The sequence below is a fragment of the Tistrella mobilis KA081020-065 genome (genome assembly GCF_000264455.2).
GTDB lineage: Bacteria > Pseudomonadota > Alphaproteobacteria > Tistrellales > Tistrellaceae > Tistrella > Tistrella mobilis.
The window spans coordinates 224,604-243,069 of record NC_017958.1; the positions used below are offsets into that span (position 1 = coordinate 224,604).

General features: G+C 65.1%; 14 protein-coding genes and 2 pseudogenes. 4 read left to right on the forward strand and 12 right to left on the reverse strand.

The features are described from left to right. Positions 1-17: 17 nt before the first annotated feature. From TMO_RS24850 to TMO_RS24865, 4 genes and pseudogenes are all read left to right on the forward strand, one after another. Positions 18-989 (forward strand): annotated as a pseudogene (locus TMO_RS24850) (3-hydroxyacyl-CoA dehydrogenase); the annotation flags it as partial. A gap of 426 nt (positions 990-1,415) precedes the next feature. Next, a complete protein-coding gene (locus tag TMO_RS24855) occupies positions 1,416-2,312 on the forward strand; it encodes a helix-turn-helix domain-containing protein (RefSeq protein WP_041607588.1) in 897 nt (298 codons plus the stop codon). A 257-nt stretch (positions 2,313-2,569) separates the two neighbouring features. Then, positions 2,570-4,219: a flavin-containing monooxygenase gene (locus TMO_RS24860; protein WP_014747812.1), complete on the forward strand. Its 1,650-nt coding sequence runs from the start codon at positions 2,570-2,572 to the stop codon at positions 4,217-4,219. A 26-nt stretch (positions 4,220-4,245) separates the two neighbouring features. Beyond that, positions 4,246-5,301, forward strand: coding sequence for an alpha/beta fold hydrolase (locus tag TMO_RS24865; protein ID WP_014747813.1), 1,056 nt, complete (start codon positions 4,246-4,248; stop codon positions 5,299-5,301). Positions 5,302-5,427: 126 nt separating this feature from the next. Here TMO_RS24865 and TMO_RS24870 read toward each other — a convergent pair whose 3' ends face one another. The 12 genes and pseudogenes from TMO_RS24870 to TMO_RS24925 form a co-directional block, all read right to left on the reverse strand. After that, positions 5,428-6,303, reverse strand: a complete 876-nt coding sequence (locus TMO_RS24870; protein ID WP_014747814.1) for a DUF6920 family protein — start codon at positions 6,301-6,303, stop codon at positions 5,428-5,430. Between the two features lie 73 nt (positions 6,304-6,376). Continuing rightward, positions 6,377-7,000, reverse strand: a complete 624-nt coding sequence (locus tag TMO_RS24875; protein ID WP_014747815.1) for a TetR/AcrR family transcriptional regulator — start codon at positions 6,998-7,000, stop codon at positions 6,377-6,379. A gap of 76 nt (positions 7,001-7,076) precedes the next feature. Further along, positions 7,077-8,198: an ABC transporter permease gene (locus TMO_RS24880; RefSeq protein ID WP_014747816.1), complete on the reverse strand. Its 1,122-nt coding sequence runs from the start codon at positions 8,196-8,198 to the stop codon at positions 7,077-7,079. 3 nt (positions 8,199-8,201) lie between these two features. Further along, positions 8,202-9,328: pseudogene (locus tag TMO_RS24885) on the reverse strand (ABC transporter permease). Continuing rightward, positions 9,325-11,079, reverse strand: a complete 1,755-nt coding sequence (locus TMO_RS24890; RefSeq protein ID WP_014747819.1) for an ATP-binding cassette domain-containing protein — start codon at positions 11,077-11,079, stop codon at positions 9,325-9,327. Before TMO_RS24890 ends, TMO_RS24885 begins: the two are co-directional and overlap by 4 nt. A 4-nt stretch (positions 11,080-11,083) precedes the next feature. Further along, on the reverse strand, positions 11,084-12,103 hold the full coding sequence (gene hlyD, locus TMO_RS24895; protein WP_014747820.1) for a secretion protein HlyD: 1,020 nt from the start codon (positions 12,101-12,103) through the stop codon (positions 11,084-11,086). Then, positions 12,100-12,762 (reverse strand): CerR family C-terminal domain-containing protein, encoded by a 663-nt coding sequence (locus TMO_RS24900; protein ID WP_041607589.1) that lies wholly within the window; start codon positions 12,760-12,762, stop codon positions 12,100-12,102. Before TMO_RS24900 ends, hlyD begins: the two co-directional genes overlap by 4 nt. Before the next feature lie 134 nt (positions 12,763-12,896). Beyond that, the gene (locus tag TMO_RS24905; RefSeq protein WP_014747822.1) at positions 12,897-14,012 is read right to left on the reverse strand and encodes a ferritin-like domain-containing protein; all 1,116 of its coding nucleotides are present in this window, start codon (positions 14,010-14,012) and stop codon (positions 12,897-12,899) included. A 183-nt stretch (positions 14,013-14,195) separates the two neighbouring features. Next, positions 14,196-14,948 (reverse strand): Phenylacetic acid catabolic protein, encoded by a 753-nt coding sequence (locus tag TMO_RS24910; protein ID WP_014747823.1) that lies wholly within the window; start codon positions 14,946-14,948, stop codon positions 14,196-14,198. A gap of 205 nt (positions 14,949-15,153) precedes the next feature. After that, positions 15,154-15,633 (reverse strand): hypothetical protein, encoded by a 480-nt coding sequence (locus TMO_RS24915; protein ID WP_014747824.1) that lies wholly within the window; start codon positions 15,631-15,633, stop codon positions 15,154-15,156. Next, the gene (locus TMO_RS24920; protein ID WP_014747825.1) at positions 15,630-16,895 is read right to left on the reverse strand and encodes a radical SAM protein; all 1,266 of its coding nucleotides are present in this window, start codon (positions 16,893-16,895) and stop codon (positions 15,630-15,632) included. The genes TMO_RS24915 and TMO_RS24920 overlap by 4 nt, the downstream gene beginning before the upstream one ends. A gap of 199 nt (positions 16,896-17,094) precedes the next feature. Further along, on the reverse strand, positions 17,095-18,276 hold the full coding sequence (locus TMO_RS24925; RefSeq protein ID WP_014747826.1) for an aromatic ring-hydroxylating oxygenase subunit alpha: 1,182 nt from the start codon (positions 18,274-18,276) through the stop codon (positions 17,095-17,097). Between the last annotated feature and the right edge of the window lie 190 nt (positions 18,277-18,466).

Consider the following 18,466-nt stretch of genomic DNA (forward strand, 5'->3'; position numbering starts at 1 on the left):
AGCGCCAGTTCCAACCGGCGCAGGGAGGGCTCATGTCTAAGATTGAGAAGGTGACCGTGCTCGGCGCCGGCGTGCTCGGCGCACAGATTGCATGGCATACCGCTTATAAGGGCAAAAGCGTCGTCGTCTACGACATCCTCGCTGAGGCCCTGGAGCGCTGCAGGAGCGCTCACGAGCAGTATGCGGAAATCTACGGGAAGGACGTTGGCGCCAGCGCAGCCGATATTGCCGCTACCCGCAGCCGCCTGCGCTACTCGGCCGACCTTGCGGACGCGGTGGGAAAGGCCGACCTGGTGATCGAGGCCGTCCCCGAAGTGCCGGCCATCAAAACGGACGTCTATCAGAAGATGGCGCCGCTGCTGCAGCCACACACGCTGATTGCCACGAATTCATCCACCCTCCTGGCACGCGATTTCGCTGCCGCGACCGGCCGTCCCGACAAGTACTGCGCGATGCACTACGCCAACCTGATCTGGATCATGAACGTGATCGAGGTCATGGCTCACCCGCAGACAAGCAGGGAGACGCTGCGCGAGGCAACCAGGTTCGCCATCGAGACCGGTATGGTGCCGATCCCCGTCCGGAAGGAACAGAACGGCTATGTGCTCAACACCTGGTTCGTGCCGCTGATCACTGCGGCTCAAACGCTGGTGACCAATGGCATTTCCACGCCTGAGGACGTCGATCGCACCTACCTGAAGGTCAATGCGGGCGCGAGCATGGGACCTATGGCTCTGATCGACATGGTCGGCATGAAAACCTTCTTCGACGTCCTGTCCTATTGGGGACAAGCGAACAGGGATCAGCAGATGCTGGATAATGCTGCCTACGTGAAGGCGCACTTCCTGGACAAGGGATTGCTGGGCACGGGGACAGGCGAAGGCTACTACAAGTATCCCAATCCGGCTTTCCGGCAGAAGGACTTTCTGGCCGTGCCCGACCTGTCGAAGGTCGATGACATCGTCGCGCAGATGATGCCGATCGTGTGAAGCCGGCCCGTTGCTCCCGGGTGCGGGGCTGTACCAGTTCACATCGGCGATCGGGCGCGCGCCGACGGCGCGGCCCTCTCCCCTGTGCAGCTTGTCGATGCCGACGTGCAAGCTGTTCCGGCCGGTCGCCGGATGCGTCATAAGATGCTGCTTATCCAAGGTACACCCCCTCGCGGCCGACGTCGTTTTCCTCGGCACAGATCCGTCGCGACCTGTGGCGGAAACGTGGGGCGAGCACTCAAAACCGGATGCATTTCAGACGGCGGTTCGAACCGCCGCTCGACTTGAAATCAAGCAGGCCCGGCCCCATTCAGAGGGTATTGATATCTAAGGGTCGAGAGGGTGATGTTAACCTGCGGTGCCGGTGCGGTGATGCTCGACGGGTCTTGAGCGGGCCCGCTCCGACCGTGCGTGAAAGGTTCTCTCATGCCGCATGTGATACGACCCGAGGAACTTCCGCTGTGGGTACCCGGAGAGGTGCTGCTTTCGAGTGACGGTCGTGATTGGAGAGATATCTACACACGTACCTACCGCTACGGATGCCTTGATGTGGAGGTTCCCGCGCTCACGGACTTTATGCTCGTGTCCTATAGAAAGGGCAGCACCCGGGTCGATCGACGGTTCGAGGGACGCTGGAAAGAGGCGCAGTGCCACCCGGGCGACTTCTCTCTGTTGACCCGCTCCCAACCATCGCACTGGCGTTGGGTGGCACCGGTCGATGTCACGCATGTTTACGTGTCCGGTGATCTGGTTACACGCCTGGCGGCCGAGGTGTTCGAACGGCCGATGGTCGAAGTGCGGCTGAACGATTTGCTCCAGGCGCAGGATGCCGTGGTCACCGGTATCGTGACCGCGATCATCAATGAAATCGGCGATCCCGCCACGGGCGGCGGATTGTATATCGATGCGCTGGGTGTCCAGCTCGTTGTTCACCTGTTGCGGCACTATGCATCGGTTGAACCCATCGCCACCTCTGAGCGCAGCCAGTTCGCACCTGCATTGCGTCGGCGCCTCATCGGTTATATAGAGGCGCGCCTGGATCAGAACCTGACCCTCAAGGACCTCGCGGATGTCGCGAATATGGGTGTGTGGAATTTCTCCAGGCATTTCCGGGCCTCGTTCCAGACGTCGCCCCATCGGTATATTGTCGAGCGCAGGCTTGAGCGAGCCCGGACGCTGCTGAGCCAGGATCGCTTGCCGGTCAAGGCGGTGGCTTTCATGTGCGGCTTCTCCGATCAGGCACATCTGACGCGCGCGATGCGGGCGAGAATGGGATGCACCCCGGCCGCGCTTCGCAAGGGCGCCTCGGCTCAAGAGATCTGAACACTCTCACGCTTTCAGACCGCGTCTTTGTCCTGGCGCGGCGCGGGTCTTCTTGTCTGTGCTTTACGAAGCTGATCGGGGAAACGTAACTGCCTGCGAGGCGCAGGCCACTCACCCGATTATTCAAAACATCCCACAGTTTCTTTCAAGATCGCCACATGTGGGCGCTGCTAGTGTTCCCCATAGCTTGATGACCTTGCGACTGCGGATTGACCGCGATTGCAAGGCCAGGGAGGCAAGCTACAGGAGAAGACATAATGAGCACTGGTCTGGACATCACCGTCCCGACCACCGAGGCGACGCCTTTCACAAGGCTCGACGCGGTGGTCATTGGCGCCGGCATCACCGGCATGTACCAATTGTACAAGATGCGCGAACTGGGCCTGAACGTCCGCGCTTATGAAACGGGCTCGGGCGTCGGCGGAACGTGGTACTGGAACCGCTATCCCGGCGCGCGCGTGGATTCGCAGGCGGAAATCTACAATTACTGGATTTCCGAAGAACTCTACAAGGCCTGGAAGCCGAGCGAACGCTTTCCTGCGCAGCCCGAGACCGAGGCGTGGCTCAATTTTGTCGCGGATCAGCTCGACCTGAGAAAGGACATCCAGCTCAATACACGCATCGTGTCTGCCCACTACCAGGAGGACACGGGCCGCTGGGACGTGCGAACCGCCGATGGGGAGCATATCGACACCCGGTTTCTGCTGACATGCTGCGGACCGCTGTCAGCGCCGCTGATCAATCGTTTCCCCGGACAGGAAAGCTTCCGTGGCGAGGTTCATCACACCGGCCTGTGGCCAAAGGCCGGTGTCGACGTGAAGGGCAAGCGTGTCGCCGTGGTCGGCACGGGCGCTACGGGCATCCAGGTGATTCAGTCCATGGCCCCCGAAGTTGCTTTGCTGAAGGTCTTCGTGCGCACCCCGCAATACATGGTGCCGTTGAAGAATCCAAAATACAGTCAGGCCGATTGGGATCACTGGACCAGCCGGTTCCACGAAACGAAGCAGCGTGTGCGCTCAACATTCGCAGGTTTCGATTTCGACTTCGCGAACAAGCCCTGGGCGGAGCTGACGCCATCCGAGCGCACCCGGATCCTGGAGAAATTCTGGGCAGAGGGCTCGCTCTCCATGTGGCTTGCGACGTTCCCGGAGATCTTCTTCGATGAGAAGATCGGGGAGGTTGTTTCCGAATTCGTGCGCGAAAAGATGCGTGAGCGGCTTCGGCACGACCCGGATCTCTGCCGCGTTCTGATCCCCACCCGTCACACCTTCGGGACGCATCGTGTGCCACTCGAAAACGGCTATCTGGAGGTCTATCTGCGGGACAATGTCGAGGCCGTCGATTGCCGCGCGTCGCCTATCGAGCGCATTGTCCCCGAAGGGATCCAGACCGCCGACGGCAGGATCCACGACGTCGATGTGATCGTACTCGCGGTTGGCTACGACGCCGGTACGGGCGGGCTTGCCAGGATCGACATTCGCGGCCGCGGCGGGCGATCGTTGAAGGAGTTGTGGCAGAAGGACATCCGCACCGCCATGGGCTTTCAGGTCCACGGCTATCCGAACCTGTTCATGACCACGGCGCCGCTCGCCCCTTCGGCAGCCCTGTGCAACGTGCCGACATGCGCCCAGCAACAGGTCGACTGGATTGTGGGTTGTGTCGACTATGCGCGCCGCAACGGAAAGAAGGTCATCGAAGCGACGAAGGAATTCGAGGACGCGTGGGTCAGGCATCACGACGAGCTGGCGAGCGCGACCCTTCTTTCAAAAACCAACTCCTGGTACATGGGCGCGAATGTCGAGGGCAAACCGCGCCGGCTCGTGGCTTATGCGGGTGGCGTGGGCGCCTATAACAGCCAGTGTGACGAGGAGGCCGCCAAAGGCTATCCCGGCTTCGCGATGCGCTGATCCTGAAAACAGCGAGAGACATTCAAATGCGCAATAATCCCTATTATGGACCCGAAGGCCACGGCCCCTACGAGATGATCGGAATTGGTGATCTTGATCTCGAGGAAGGCGGGCGGATCCCCGACTGCCAGCTTGCGGTTGCGACGCATGGTAAACTCAACGCGGCAAAGGACAACGCAATCCTTGTGCCGACCTGGTACTCCGGCACCAGCAAGATCATGGAGCAGGTCTATATCGGCGACGGCCGAGCGCTGGATCCGTCGAAATACTTCATCATCGTCGTCAACCAGATCGGCAACGGCCTGTCGACGTCGCCGCACAACAGCACGGGCGCATTGGCCGGCCCCGGCTTCCCGAAGGTTCGCATCGGAGACGACGTGCGCGCCCAGCATCAACTGTTGACCGAGACATACGGGTTGGATCGCCTCGCGCTGGTCGTCGGCGGCTCGATGGGCGCACAACAGACCTACGAATGGGCCGTGCGCTATCCAGAATTCGTTCAGCGGGCTGCTCCGATCGCGGGAACGGCGAAATTCACCGAGCACGACATCCTTCTGCTGGATACGCTGGCTGAAGCGATCACCTCGGATCCGGGATTCCGTGACGGGAGCTACGCCTCACCGGCTGATGTCGCTGCAGGCCTGAAGCGACATGCGAAAGGCTGGACGCTCTGCGGGTGGAGCGATGCGTTCTTCCGCGCCGGGCGGCACCGAGCCTTTGGCTTCGAGACCGTGCGGGACTTCGCGGATAATTTCATGGTGGGCTATTTCGCCCCCATGGATCCGAACGCCCTCCTGTCGATGTCATGGAAGGCCCAGAACGCCGACGTCAGCCGCCACACCGGCGGGGACCTCGCGGCGGCGCTCGGGCGCATTAAGGCGAAGACCTTTGTCATGCCCATCAGCCATGACGTGATCTTCCCGGTTGCGGACTGCGCGGCGGAACAGGCGTTGATATCGGGAAGCTCGCTGCGTCCGCTGGTGTCGATTGATGGCCATCTCGGTCTGTTTGGCGCCGATCCTGAACTGTTGGCGCAAGTCGACGCCAACCTGAAGGAACTCATGGAAACGTCGGTGGATTGATCCCGCCGCCTCACCCGCCAGGCCACGGGTTTGCGCATCGCCGTCGAAGCAGCCCGTGCCCGTCGCGCCATCGACGCCATCACGCCGGCCGACGCCTGCGGCTGTTTCACGGCGACGGGCTATGAATCAGAATGATGGCACTCCGATCTGGTTTCGAAAGGCGATGCGCATCACCCGGCCGCGCCAGAAGGGCAGGATGCGGCCGCCCGCGGCGCGGGAGATGGTGAAAGCCATCGGCAGCATGACCTCCCCGACCAGCTGGTAGTCTTCGCGGGTCACATGCTCGCCCGAGCCGTGATAAGGGGTGGTGAGGTCGCCATCCTCTTCGGCCGCGAAGCTGGCGAGGCTGCCATCGGGGCGGAAGCTGGCGACGAGCGCGGCCGTCAGGCCGCCATGGCTGACCACCGCCCGGGCATGGCTGTCGTCGATCGCCTGCCATGTCACTGGCCCGCCGGGCAGCAGGGCCATGGGGTAGAGCGGGCTTTCCAGCAGCCAGCGCCTGAGCGAAATCCGGTCGAGCTCGGGCGAGCCGGTTTCGTCGACCACGGTGACGAGACCCAGGATCCGGGCCTTCATCTCCATCCGGCCGTCGGCGAAAGCATCCCAGGCGCGGGCATGAATGCCGGGCAGGATCGGCGTGCGGGCGGCGAAGGCAAGCGCCGGCACCCCCACCGCCACGGTCTGGCTGGCGGTGGTGGGGGCGAACCCTTCGGTGCGCGGCCGGCGGAAATCGCCCGCCATCTCCATCTCCACCAGCCGCACGCCGACGGGCGGGCCGTCGGGGAAGGTGAAGCGGAGATAGGCCCGGACCGGCACCGGCAGGGCCGCCAGCGCCGCGCTATCGGGATCCGGCGGCATGGCGGCCCGTGCCGCCACCCGCACCCGTTCGACATGGGCGGCAATCTCCGCCCCGGTCCGCCAGCTGCCGATCAGGACCGCGATCAGGCCGGCCACCACCATGCCGCCGGCCAGAAGGGCCGCGGTTCGCCAGGTTCTGCGCATGAAATCTCCCTTCCCCCCGCCATCGGTGCAGCGGGTGGTTGATGCTTTTGGGACGGTTGGATGACGGGATTGATCAGCCGTCGGGGCGACCGACGCCCAGGATCAACCCCATCATCGTGTCGACAACGCCCGTGCGCAGCGTCGCTTCGGCTGCACCCCCTGCAGGTGCCCGGCCGGCCGCGATCAGGGAAGCGGCGCCATGCACCGCCGACCAGAGGGTGAAGGCGACCAACCCGGGATCGCGACCGGGCAGCGGCCCCTCGGCCTGCACCGCCTCTACCGCCCCCCTGAGCAGGGTGAGCGAGGTCATGCCCGGATCGGCCGCGAAGGGATCGCCGGCAAGATCCGGCAGCGGCGGAGGCGCGAACATCAGGCGGTAGAGCGCCGGATATTCCGCGGCGAAGGCGAGATAGGCAAGCCCGCCCTCGCGCAGCCGCGCCACCGCATTGCCGGCCGTGCGGGCGGCGACGGCGAGCTTGGTCTCATAGAGCCGCCGGAAACCCTCGTCATGGACCGCCCGGAGCAGGGCATCGCGGTTGCGGAAATGGTTGTAGAGCGCGGGCGCGCTGCAGCCGATGGCGGCTGCGACCTCGGCCATGGTCAGCGCCATGGGGTCGCGGTCCTCCAGCAGGCGGATGGTCTCGACCACCGCCCGGCCGGGAATGTCGATCGCCTGGTCCTTGCGCGGGCGCGCCATGACGTGCCTCCAATTACTGAACGATATTAAATTAATTTCATTCAGTAATGAGGTCAAGCCCGGTTGACGCTCTCGCTCACTGCAGCCGGCCGCGGACGAAGACCACCGCCACCGTGAGCGTCACCGCCGCGATGACCGCCAGTGGCCAGAGATTGGCTGCCACCTCGGAAGCCGGCAATGCCTTCACGAACGAACCTTCGACGATGATCAGGAAGTGCTTCAGCGGGATGGCCTCTGCCATCCAGCGCAGCAGCCTCGGCATGTTGTCGACCGGCGTGGCGAAGCCCGACATCAGGATCATCGGCACGACCACTGCGAAGGTGCCGAGAATGGCCTGCTGCTGTGTGGCGCAGAGCGAGGAAATGACCAGGCCTACCCCGACGACCGAGAGGATGAACAGCATCAGGCTTGCAATCAGCAGCGGGAAGGAGCCGGTAAAGGGAATACCGAAACCGAAAATGCCCGCCAGGATCATGATCGTGCCGAGCAGGCTTCCGATGATCAGCGCCGGCACGGTCTTGGCCAGGATGATCTCTCCCGGTGTGGTGGGGGACACCAGCAATTGGTCGAAAGTGCCAAGCTCGCGCTCGCGGGCAATGGACAGGGCGGTCAACAGCAGCGCAATGGTGGTGGTCAGGATACCGGACAGTCCCGGCACCACGAACCAGCGGTAAATGAGATTGGGGTTGAACCAGTGCCGCAGCGCCACCGCCTCGCCCGCCGCAGCCCCTCCGGCTTCTCCAACCCGGATGCGTGCCCCCAGTTGTTGGGCGATGGTGGAAAGATAGCCGTTGGTGATCTGGGCCGCATTGGCGCGGCGGCCATCGAGCAGCAGCTGCGCCTCGGCGGTCTCTCCACGCTCCACCCGGCGGGAGAAATCGGGCGGGATGGCGAGCGCTGCGATCACCGTGCGGTCGTCGATCAGCCGGGCCAGCGCCGCCTGATCATGGACCGGGCGAAGCCGATGTACGAAACCTGCCGCTCCGATCCGGGCCACGAGTTCGGTCGACCAGCGGCCCTGATCCTGATCGTAGACGGCGATATCGACATTGCGCACCTCCAGCGTCACCGCGAAGGAGAAGACCAGCAGCTGCATCAACGGCGGCACGATCAATACCGTACGGCTGCGCGGGTCACGCAGGATGCTGAGCAGTTCCTTGACGATCTGGGCGCGGAGACGCGGGGGAACGAGGCGCATGGGTCAGCTGTCCAGGCTCTTGGCGGTCCTGAGCCGCGCGATGATGAAGAACACCGAGCCGATCGCCAGCATGACCAGCAGATCCGGCAGCAACACCCGCCAGACATCCCCGGCCAGGAACACCGTCTGCAGGGCGGAGACGAAATAGCGCGCCGGTACCAGATTGGTGAGCATCCGGATCGGCCAGGGCATGGAGGCGATCTCGAACAGGAAGCCCGACAGCATGAAGGCAGGCAGGAAGCCGGTGAGCAGCGCCACCTGGGCCGCAACAAACTGGTTGCGGGCGATGGCCGAGATCAACAACCCCTGCCCCAGAGCCGGCACCAGAAAGGCCGCGGTCAGGGCCAGCAGCGCCCCCCATGAGCCCCGCAACGGCACATCGAAGACGTGTATGGCGAGAAGTGCACATCCCGTCGTCGTCATGAGCCCGAGCGCGAAATAGGGGAGCAGCTTGCCCACCAGAATCTCGGTCACCGACGCCGGGGTGGAAAGGATCGCCTCCATTGTGCCACGCTCCCATTCCCGCGCCACGACCAGCGCGGTCAACAGGGTGCCGATCATGGTCATGATGATCGCGATGGCTCCGGGAACCAGGGCACGCCGGCTCTCCAGCTCGGCATTGAACCAGAAGCGTGATACCAGCGAGACGGGGCGGGCGCTGCTGCCCCCTCACGCCCCGCCTGCCAGGCCGCCACCAGCCCCAGCGTGTAGTTGGCGACGAAACTGGCGGTGTTGGGCTGGGAGCCGTCGGTGATCACCTGAACCAGCGGCGTCTCTCCCGTCTGAAGCCTGCGGGTGAAATCCTGCGGGATGACCACATAGCCGCGCAGCCGCCCCGCGACGACGCCGGCTTCGACATCACGCCGGTCGCGGGCGGGGGTGACGGTGAAATAGCGGCTGCCGGCAAAGGCCGCCGCCAGCGAGCGGGCCTCGGCATCATCGGTTTCCGCCACCACACCCACCGGCACCCGGCGGATGTCGAGTGAGACCGCGTCGGCATAGAGAAACAGCATCACCACCGGCAGCACGAAGGCGATCAGGATCGCCGACGGGTCCCGCAGAATCTGCAGGCTCTCCTTGACGATCAGAGCCGCAAGCCGCCCGGGGTCGAAGCGCCGCACCGGTGTCATGCACCCGCCTCCCGGTCTGCGTCATGCGCCTCGATCAGCCCGATAAAGGCGTCCTCCATGGTCGGCTCCGGCAGATCCCGGGTCACGACCCGGGCCTTGAGTGCATCGGGCGTGTCGAGGGCGATCAGTTTCGAGCGGTACATCAACGCCACCCGATCGCAGTATTCGGCCTCGTCCATAAAATGGGTGGTCACCATCACCGTCACCCCCTTGCGGACCAGGCCATTGATATGGGTCCAGAATTCGCGGCGGGTGATCGGATCGACACCCGAGGTCGGTTCGTCGAGAAACAGCACCGGCGGCCGGTGCATCAGGGCGCAGGCCAGCGCCAGCCGCTGGCGGTAGCCAAGCGGCAGATCTCCTGGCGCCCCCGTCAGATGACGGCCGAGCTGAAAGGTCTCGATCATCTCCTCGACCCGCGCCCGCCGCACCCGCCCCTCCAGCCCGTAGACACCGGCCGAGAACTCAAGGTTCTGACGGACCGAGAGCAGGCCATAGAGCGAAAATTTCTGCGCCATATAGCCAAGCTGCCGCTTCGCCTCGCTGGTCGCCCGGCGCAGATCCAGCCCGGCGACCTCGGCCGCACCGGCGCTTGGCCGCAACAGGCCGCAAAGCATCTTGAAAGTGGTCGACTTGCCCGCACCGTTCGGACCGAGCAGGCCGAAGATCTCGCCGCGGCTGACCTCGAAGCTGACATCCTCGGTGGCGGTGAAGGTGCCGAAGCGCCTGGTGAGATGGCGGCAGGATACCGTCACCTCCGTCTCCAACCGCACCGGATCCATGCGTTCGGCGAGCCGTGAGGTGCCGCCAGGGCCGCCGCCGAGCAGGTCGATGAAGGCGTCCTCGAAGCGCGGGGTCACCGCCTCGACCCGCGCACCGGTTTCGGCTGCGAACGGTGCCAGCAGATCGGGCGTACCGCCCTCGCGCAGCACCAGGCGGACGGCGTCGCCCTGAATGACCCCGTCGCTCACGCCCGGCAGGCCCAGCGCCTCGGACAGGACCTGCCGGCGATCACGCCGCGGCCCGGCCAGACGGAAGCTGCGGTCATGGAGCCGCGCGGTCAGCCCTGCCGGCGGACCGTCATATTCCAGCCGGCCTTCATTCAGCAGCAAAACGGTCTCGCAGCGCTCGGCCTCGTCGAGATAGGCAGTGGACCAGACCACCGCCATCCCCTCCCCGGTCAACGCCTCGACCATCCGCCAGAGGTCCTGGCGGCTGACGGGATCCACCCCCACACCGGGCTCGTCGAGCAGCAGCACCCCGGGTGTACCCATCAGCGCGCAGGCAAGTCCCAGCTTCTGCTTCATGCCGCCCGAAAGCCGCCCGGCCAGTCGGCTGGTGAAAGGGCCGAGCCGCGTGAAACCGAGCAGGCGCTCGAAAACCGGTTGCGCCCGCCGCGGCGCGATGCCGCGCAACCTGGCATAGAGACGCAGATTCTCGATCACCGAGAGGTCTTCATAGAGCCCGAAGCGCTGCGGCATATAGCCGATCGATGGCGCCACCCGGTCGCGGTCGTGGCTGACATCGACCCCGGCCAAACGGATGGTGCCGGCATCAGGAGCCATAAGTCCGGCCATCAGCCGCATCAGCGTCGTCTTGCCGGCACCATCCGGCCCGACCAGCCCGGTCAACCGGCCACGCAGGATCCGGGCATCGATGCCCTTCAACGCCTCGACACCGGGGAAGCTCTTGACCACCCCCGCGACATCGACCGCGACGGCGTCATCCCCTGCCGGCGCGGCTGCCGCCATGGCGTCAGTCCTCCCTGTCCAATGTCACCGTTACCGGCATGCCCTGACGCAGCCCGTCATCGGCATCGGTGACCACGATCCGCAGCCGGTAAACCAGATCCGTGCGAAGCGCCGTGGTCTCGACCGATTTGGGCGTGAACTCGGCGCGGGGAGAGACGAAACCGATCCGCCCGTCATAGACCCGACCGCCGCTATCGGTGGTGACCCGAACCGCCGCGCCCGGCACGGCACGTCCAAGATCCGGTTCCGCCACATAGGCGCGGACATAGACCGGATCCTTCAACGACAGGGTATAGACAGGCGTGCCCGCGGCAGCCATGCTGCCCGGTTCCAGGATCCGGGCGAGGATGGTGCCGGCGGCAGGCGCCGCAAGCCGGGCATCCTCCAGCGCCGTCCGCGCCTGATCGCGCGCCGCCCCGGCCGCCGCCAGTGCCGCCTCACCGGCGGCGATGTCTTCGGCCCGCGCACCGGCTTCGAGCAGGGCAAGCGCCTGACGGCGCGCCTCCAGAACCGCCGCCGCCTCGTCGCGGGCGGCACGGGCGGCATCTGACTCGCTTTCGCTCACCACCCGGGAGCCGACCAGAGAGCGCTTGCGCCGATAATCGATCTCGGCGAAGCGCAGGGTCGCCTCGGCCTGGGCCAGCAGGGCGGCGGCTTCGGCGATCTCTTGCGGCCGGTTGCCATTGCGCAGCCGGTCGAGCGATGCCTGCGCCTGGGCGCGTTCGGCTTCGGCGCGGGCGGCCGCATCGCGGAGCGGCCGGTCGTCGAGCACCGCCACCACATCGCCCGCCTGCACGGCATCACCTTCCTCGGCCGCCATTTCCGCGACCCGCCCCCCCTGGCGGAAGGCGAGCGCCACCTCGCGGATGTCGACATTGCCGTAGAGCACCAGCCGGGCATCGCTGGCCGCCCCGGACACAAGCCGGTCCCGCAGCCAACCATTGGCCGGCGGCCAGAACAGGCCGATGGCGACCGCAGCAGCCATCCCCCCCAGAAGCAGAGCGACACGCAACGCGGCTTTCATGAGCGATCTCCGGCCGGGACAAGCATGGCGGTAAGGTTGCGGCGAAGCTGCCCCTGGATTGCGACGATCTCGTCCGGACCGATCGCCGGCTGGTCAATGATCCGGAGCACCGCGGCCCGTGCGACCCGGAAGACCAGCATCTGGCCCATGATGGTCGCCACCACCAGCCGTGGATCCCCTGCCTGTGCCATGGGATCGATATGTTGTACCAACCGGATCAGGCCACGCGAGACTGGCCGCATCAACCCGTCGTGAAGCAGGGCGAAAGCCGCCGTCGGCGATTGCTGTTCACGTACCACAAGCTGCGCCCAGGGATTGCTCTCGGTTCCCGCCATGAGGAGGATGAAAGCGTCGGTCATCCGGAACAGCAGGGCGAGCCCGTCCTCGCGACCCGGAGGAAGGTCGCCATCCAGCGCTGCCTCGATCTCCGCCAGGACGGGGCCGATCCGGGCACGGATCTGCTCGACGATATCCGCAAACACCGCCAGATACAGGCCTTCCTTGTTCCGGAAGTGATAGCCGATCAGCGCCTGATTGACCTTCGCCGTCTCCGCGATGGTACGCGTGCGGGTAGCATCGAAACCGTCGCGTCCGAACACGTCGATCGCCGCCCGGATCAATGCCTCCCGCGTTGCATCGCCACGTGTCGCCTGTGTCATGGCTCCGGGTGCCTGTGCAGATGGGGTCCAACTCAGTTTGATTGATCAGATGATTTAGTCAAATGATTAAATAATTGTCGTCGTGAATAAGGGCTGACCCGACGGATCAGCCCCTCTCATTCGTCTGGATGTGCTCAGGCTGCGGTGTCGTGGCGGCTGCGGCGCGCGGCGTTCACGCCGGCCAGGAATTCCAGGCCCTCGGCGGCGATGGCATCGCCCACCGTGCCCTCGCCCTCCCCCGCCAGCGCGCCCAGATCGACCCACTGGGCATAGAGCGGCCGGGTCCGGTCGGTGATGATGCCCGCATGCAGCAGGGTCTTGACCAGCACCCGGAAGACATTGGTGCTCTCGGACATCTCGGCGCGACGGACGTCGGAGGTATAGCTCTCCTTCATGGCATCCCGCACCCATTCCCAATCAAGCCCCAGCGGCGCATAGAGCGCCTGCTTCTGGCTGGGATGGAGCATGTTGAACATCAGAATCTGAAAGCACTGCGCCGCCCAGTCCTCGACGCCGTTGCGCGCCTTTTCGTCCATCATCGGCAGGGCATCGCGGCCCCAGAGCTTGCCGGCGCGATGGTGGAAGGCCTCGTCGGTCATCACCAGCTGGGTCAGCCGGCGCAGCACCGGGTCCTGGCTCTTGGAATGCAGGCTGGCGAAAATGCCCATGGCGAGGCCTTCGACCAGAAGCTGCATGCCGACGATCTTGCGCGGCACGTCGGTCAGGTCGACCAGTTCCTTCAGCAGCCCGCCCAGCACGTCGGAGGCCGGCATCGGCGCACCCCAGCGGGTGTGGATATAGCGGCTGAAGGCGGTGACATGGCGGGCTTCCTCGCGCGCCTGATTGGCGGCATATTCCACCACCCCCGGATCGGCGAGCATATGGCAGAGGCTGGCCGACAGCGACAGCGCCCCCTGCTCGCCATGCAACACGCTCGACAGCCACCAGCGCGCGCTTTCATTGGCGAACCAGACCCGCTGTTCGGCGGTCAGCCGGTCGGCGACAGCGCTGTTCAGTTCGGGCACGATCGAGGCCGGCATGACCGTCTCGGTCGCCATGTCGAACGGCTCGTCGAAGCGGATATAGGCGGTGTCGAGCGGGTCCCAGAAATGGCGATGGGTCTCGGCGATGATCTCATCGAACAGATCGGTGCGCTCGGCATAGCGCGGCACCCGGATCTGATCGAGAAAGCCGGCCGGTCCGACCGCTCGGAAGGCACCGCTCCGGCTGACGCTGGTGGTCTCGGGCATGGATGTCTCGTCCCCTGACTGATGCGGACCTGGGCTGATACGGCCGGATGGCATCGGGCGCGGATCGCGCCTCTTGTTCTTGTCTTAAGGATAGAATGATTGACGTATACGTCAATCAAGGAGCGCACGACATGATCCGGCCATCGGCCGGCAGCCGCGCGCCCCGTCGGAAACCGCCGACGATCAGAGGAACTTCCGATTCGCCTCGGCCTCCGGCACCTTCAGCCCCAGCACCTCGACCCGCGGGGTGATCTGGGCGATGAAGCGCCGGCGGGCTTCTTCATTGGTGTACTGGCGCAGGCCCCACTTCACATAAAGCGGCGAGCGCTTGCTTTCCGAGCTGCCGAAGAGGTCGAGCGTGATCGGCCAGGCCTTTTCCAGCATCGCCTGGGCATCCTTCAGCCCCTCTTCCGTCTGGCAGTATTCCCAGACGATCCGGTAGCCCTGGGCGACGTGGTTGTGCTCGTCGATGATGACGCTGGTGCACATGTCGGCGATCGGCTTGTACGAGCTTTTCGACATCTCGTGGATCTGCGCCAGCACGGCGGCTTCGCCGATGAACGAGAACATGCCGCGGCCCAGCCAGTTCTCGATCCGGCGCACACCCTCGGTGCGGTAGAATTCGCGCTGATCCAGATGCTGCTGCAGCATATAGGCGGTGTCGATGCCGATATCGTCCAGCACCGCCTTGCCGCGGATGTAGTGATCCATCTCCTCGGCGGCACGCTCGCAGCACACCTTGCGCTCGAAGGCGGTCGGCGCCATCGGATAGAAGATCTGGATGTAGTCGTCGGCACCGGTCAGCTCGCCCTCGGTATGGGCGCGCAGCTGATGGATCACCAGCTCCTGGTACTCGTCCGGCATCTCGCGGAAGGCCTTGGCATCCGGCACGAGCAGCCGCTCCCCGGCGGCAGCATGAGCGGTCTGTTCGGTCATCTTGAGCGTTCCTTTTTGGTGGTCCCTCGCCGGGCGGGCGCTGCCGCGCCCTTGGCCGCCGCCTCAGTGGCGGCTTGGACCGACCCGGGGGTCGGTTCCGAAGGGAATTGGTGGTGGTGGTGATTCCGTGGTCCCTCGCCGGGCGGGCGCTGCCGCGCCCTTGGCCGCCGCCTCAATGGCGGCTTGAACCGACCTGGAGGTCGGTTCAAAGAGGGGGGCTGAGGGATGTCGGTGGCTGGTTGACGGCGGTGACGACGCCCGCAGCGCGGACGCGGGGGCCGCCGCGGGCGTCGGAAATGGTGGCGGCAAGCAGGACCGTGCCGGTGCCGGCCTGGCCCTCGATTTCGGCACGGGCGATCACCCCCCGGGGCAGGACGGGGCCCAGCCAGCGCTGATCCAGCGAGACCAGGCGCGAGGGGGCATCGCCCAGAACGGCGGCGGCAGCGGCCCGCATGGCGCGTTCCATCAGCGCCTGAAGGATGCCGCCATTGATCAGCGCACGTTCGGCGCCGCCCTTGTGAAAGGGCTGAAGGCGGGTGATGGTCGCGATCGCCGCATCGGGGCCGTCGGCCTCGACCCGGATCGCGTTGTGCAGCGCCACCGGCTCGGCCGAAAGCCGGGCCGCAGCCAGGGCGATCCCGGCCGCGGCGTCGGTTTCCGGTGCATCGGCCGGCAGCACGGTCACGCCACCACCTCAGGCGCCCGGACCCGGATCTCGCCCGCCTCTGCCGCCTCGCGGCCGGCAACGGCGGCCAGAAGCGGGTTGGGCAGGGTTTCGCCATGGGCCAGATCGACCGAGACCTGCGCGGCATGGCCGTCGCCGATCGGGTCCATCACCGCCTGACGGCGGCCGGCATCCTTGGTCCAGTGGAACGGACCCCAGATGAACTGCTTCCAGTAGCTCTCGGCCATCTCGACCCAGGTCTCGAGCATCACCTTGTCGGTGAGGAAGCGGTCCATGCTGACCACCATCCACGAGATCACCGCCTGGCTGTCGCGGCAGCCGTTGCAATGGCCCGAGGTGCAGCAGAACTTCACCGTCTTCAGGTCCGCCGCCCAGGTGTTGAAGAAGGGCAGCACCGGGTTGCCGTTGACCAGCCGGTCGGCATGGCCGGCATGATCCTGCGACAGCGACGGGCAGACGTCATAGCCGAAGCGGCCGAAATGGCTGCGGCCGGTGATCATGGTGCGGATGTAGTAGGGCGTGCTGACCACGGTCTCGGGATATTTCGCCCGCACCCGAAGTGCCTCTTCCAGCAGCTCTTCCTGCCGGGCAAGCGCCGTCGGATCCTCGGCGTCATAGGCGCTGTAGAAGTTGAAGTTGACCCGGTTACCGTTGTCGCGGATCCGGACCACCGTGTCTTCGATATGCTCGATGCCGGTCTCGGTCAGCGCATAGATGAAGCCCGCGCGCGGGTCGTCGCGATAATTGCCGAGCGCAGTCTCGAACAGGCCGCTGAAGGTGCGGCCGCTGGGCTTGATGCCGCGCAGCTGATCGTCCATCGGCCCGCCGCCGAACAGGGTCAGGCCGATCGCGACATTCTCGAACCCCTCCATCGGCAGCCGGCGCAGCCCGTTGGACGAGATCGTCACATAGGGCATGTGCTTGACATAGAGCCGCAGCCGATCGGGAAAGAGCGTCGGCTCGCCGCCGATCACCAGGGCGGCATTCACCCGCCGTTCCTTGGTCTCCTTGATCAGAAAGGCTTCCAGCGCCTCGGCATCCTTGGCCTCCCGCGTGGCGGTGTCGTGGCCGTATTCGAAGAACCAGCAGCCCTTGCAACGGATGTTGCAGGCATTGGTGAGGTGATATTCGCTGACGCGGATCTTGCGGGAGAAGCGCAGCACCGCCTGCAGGCGGTCGCGAAGCTCGTCCTCGCCGTCGAGCAACGCCTCCAGGCGTTGCATGCGCTCGCGCGTCACAGTGCGATTTTCGTCGGTCTTCATCCGAGGCAGCCCCTTCGTCGTCGTCGTTTCGCGGATCGGCGGGGGTCGCAGATTGAGAGCCGGGCGGACGCACGCAGCTTCCCGGGCAGGCGCGTGGTGGCCACGCGCCCTCAGAAGATCTGGTCGTCATATCAGTGCGGTGTCGCCGCGCCGGCTCAGGACCCGGGGATCACAGGGTCCGGGATCACGGGATCCGGGATCACTCGGCCGCTTCGGCGTAGCGGACCCAATCGGCCTGACCGTTCAGCATCGCCTCCACCTCCTGGTGGAACCAGGCGAGAGCCTGTTCGTAACGGCCGAAGACGAAATGGTCGTTGGCACCGGAATTGAGCGCCGCCTGGATGGCCTCGGAGCGGTCGCTGTCCTCTTCGGTCACCTCGAAGACGACATGCATGCTCTTCGACCAGATGTCCTGGGCGGTGGCGCTTTCCAGATATTTCGGCGGCACCAGCGTGTAGGCCGGCAGCTTGCAATTGTCGATGCCGTCGGGCCAGACCTGGAAGATGGCGCAATGATCGGGCAGCACCGCCAGCATCAGATTGGGGAAGATGGTGTAGAGCACGGTGGAATGGTCGCGCAGGTTCCAGGTCTCGCGATCCTGGTCGCGGATCTCGGGGATCGAGCGCTTGGGCAGCACCACCCGGGCATGCGGCGACAGCCGGTCGAAGGCGGCGGTGTTGTCCAGGAAGACCGGCCAGATGGTCTTCGTGTGGGTGCGGCGGGTGTGATAGTTCTCAAGGAACGTATCCAGCGCCAGCTTCCAGTTGGTCTTCTTCTCCAGCTGGGCAGGCCGCCAGACGACGTAATCGGCGGTGCCGATATGCTCAAGCTCATGCGCCATCGGCCCCAGCCAGGCATCGACATCCACCTTGGGCGCGGTCGGGTCCACCTGGACGAAGACGAAGCCATAGCGCTCGGCGCAATGCAGCCGGCGCAGGCCCATCTCCTCGCGCTTCATGTTCGGGAAGCCTTCCGCCGCGGGCACGCCGACCAGCTTGCCGTCGGTACCGTAGGTCCAGGCATGATAGGGGCAGACGAAGCTGCGCTTGTGGCTGCCGCATTCCTCCCAGACCAGCTTGGTCCCGCGGTGGCGGCAGGCGTTCACAAAGGCGTTGACCGAACCGTCCTGGGTGCGGACCAGCAGGATCGGCACCCCGGTCACGTCCATGGTCTTGTAGTCGCCCGGCTTGGGCAACTCGCTGCCATGGGCGACGATGATCGGGTTGCGGCGGAAGATGATCTCGACCTCGCGCTTGTAGCGCTCGGGATCGATATAGCGGCTGACCGGATTGTGATACTCGGCCGGGTCCATTTCCGTGGTGCGACGATCGATCATATCGAACACGCGATCGATCAGATGCACCTGGGTAGCGTGATCCATGGCGTCCTCATCGAATTATTGATTTTTAGAGCATCGGGTCGGGTCTGCGGACGGGCACGCATCCGGGAAGGACGGCTGGCTGCCCTGGGGACTCAAACTCGGTTCAAAATATACCTGTGGTTGTGATCTATCGCAATGCACGAAATAGATGAACAATAATCTACCCATGATTCGAAATCTTCGACTTGGG

Coding starts and splice junctions, on each gene's coding strand:
- TMO_RS24900 (WP_041607589.1), bottom strand. CDS start 12,762: ATGACACAGGCGACACGTGGCGATGCAACGCGGGAGGCATTGATCCGG.
- hlyD (WP_014747820.1), bottom strand. CDS start 12,103: ATGAAAGCCGCGTTGCGTGTCGCTCTGCTTCTGGGGGGGATGGCTGCT.
- TMO_RS24880 (WP_014747816.1), bottom strand. CDS start 8,198: ATGCGCCTCGTTCCCCCGCGTCTCCGCGCCCAGATCGTCAAGGAACTG.
- TMO_RS24890 (WP_014747819.1), bottom strand. CDS start 11,079: ATGGCGGCAGCCGCGCCGGCAGGGGATGACGCCGTCGCGGTCGATGTC.
- TMO_RS24855 (WP_041607588.1), top strand. CDS start 1,416: ATGCCGCATGTGATACGACCCGAGGAACTTCCGCTGTGGGTACCCGGA.
- TMO_RS24910 (WP_014747823.1), bottom strand. CDS start 14,948: ATGACCGAACAGACCGCTCATGCTGCCGCCGGGGAGCGGCTGCTCGTG.
- TMO_RS24870 (WP_014747814.1), bottom strand. CDS start 6,303: ATGCGCAGAACCTGGCGAACCGCGGCCCTTCTGGCCGGCGGCATGGTG.
- TMO_RS24860 (WP_014747812.1), top strand. CDS start 2,570: ATGAGCACTGGTCTGGACATCACCGTCCCGACCACCGAGGCGACGCCT.
- TMO_RS24865 (WP_014747813.1), top strand. CDS start 4,246: ATGCGCAATAATCCCTATTATGGACCCGAAGGCCACGGCCCCTACGAG.
- TMO_RS24920 (WP_014747825.1), bottom strand. CDS start 16,895: ATGAAGACCGACGAAAATCGCACTGTGACGCGCGAGCGCATGCAACGC.
- TMO_RS24905 (WP_014747822.1), bottom strand. CDS start 14,012: ATGCCCGAGACCACCAGCGTCAGCCGGAGCGGTGCCTTCCGAGCGGTC.
- TMO_RS24925 (WP_014747826.1), bottom strand. CDS start 18,276: ATGGATCACGCTACCCAGGTGCATCTGATCGATCGCGTGTTCGATATG.
- TMO_RS24875 (WP_014747815.1), bottom strand. CDS start 7,000: ATGGCGCGCCCGCGCAAGGACCAGGCGATCGACATTCCCGGCCGGGCG.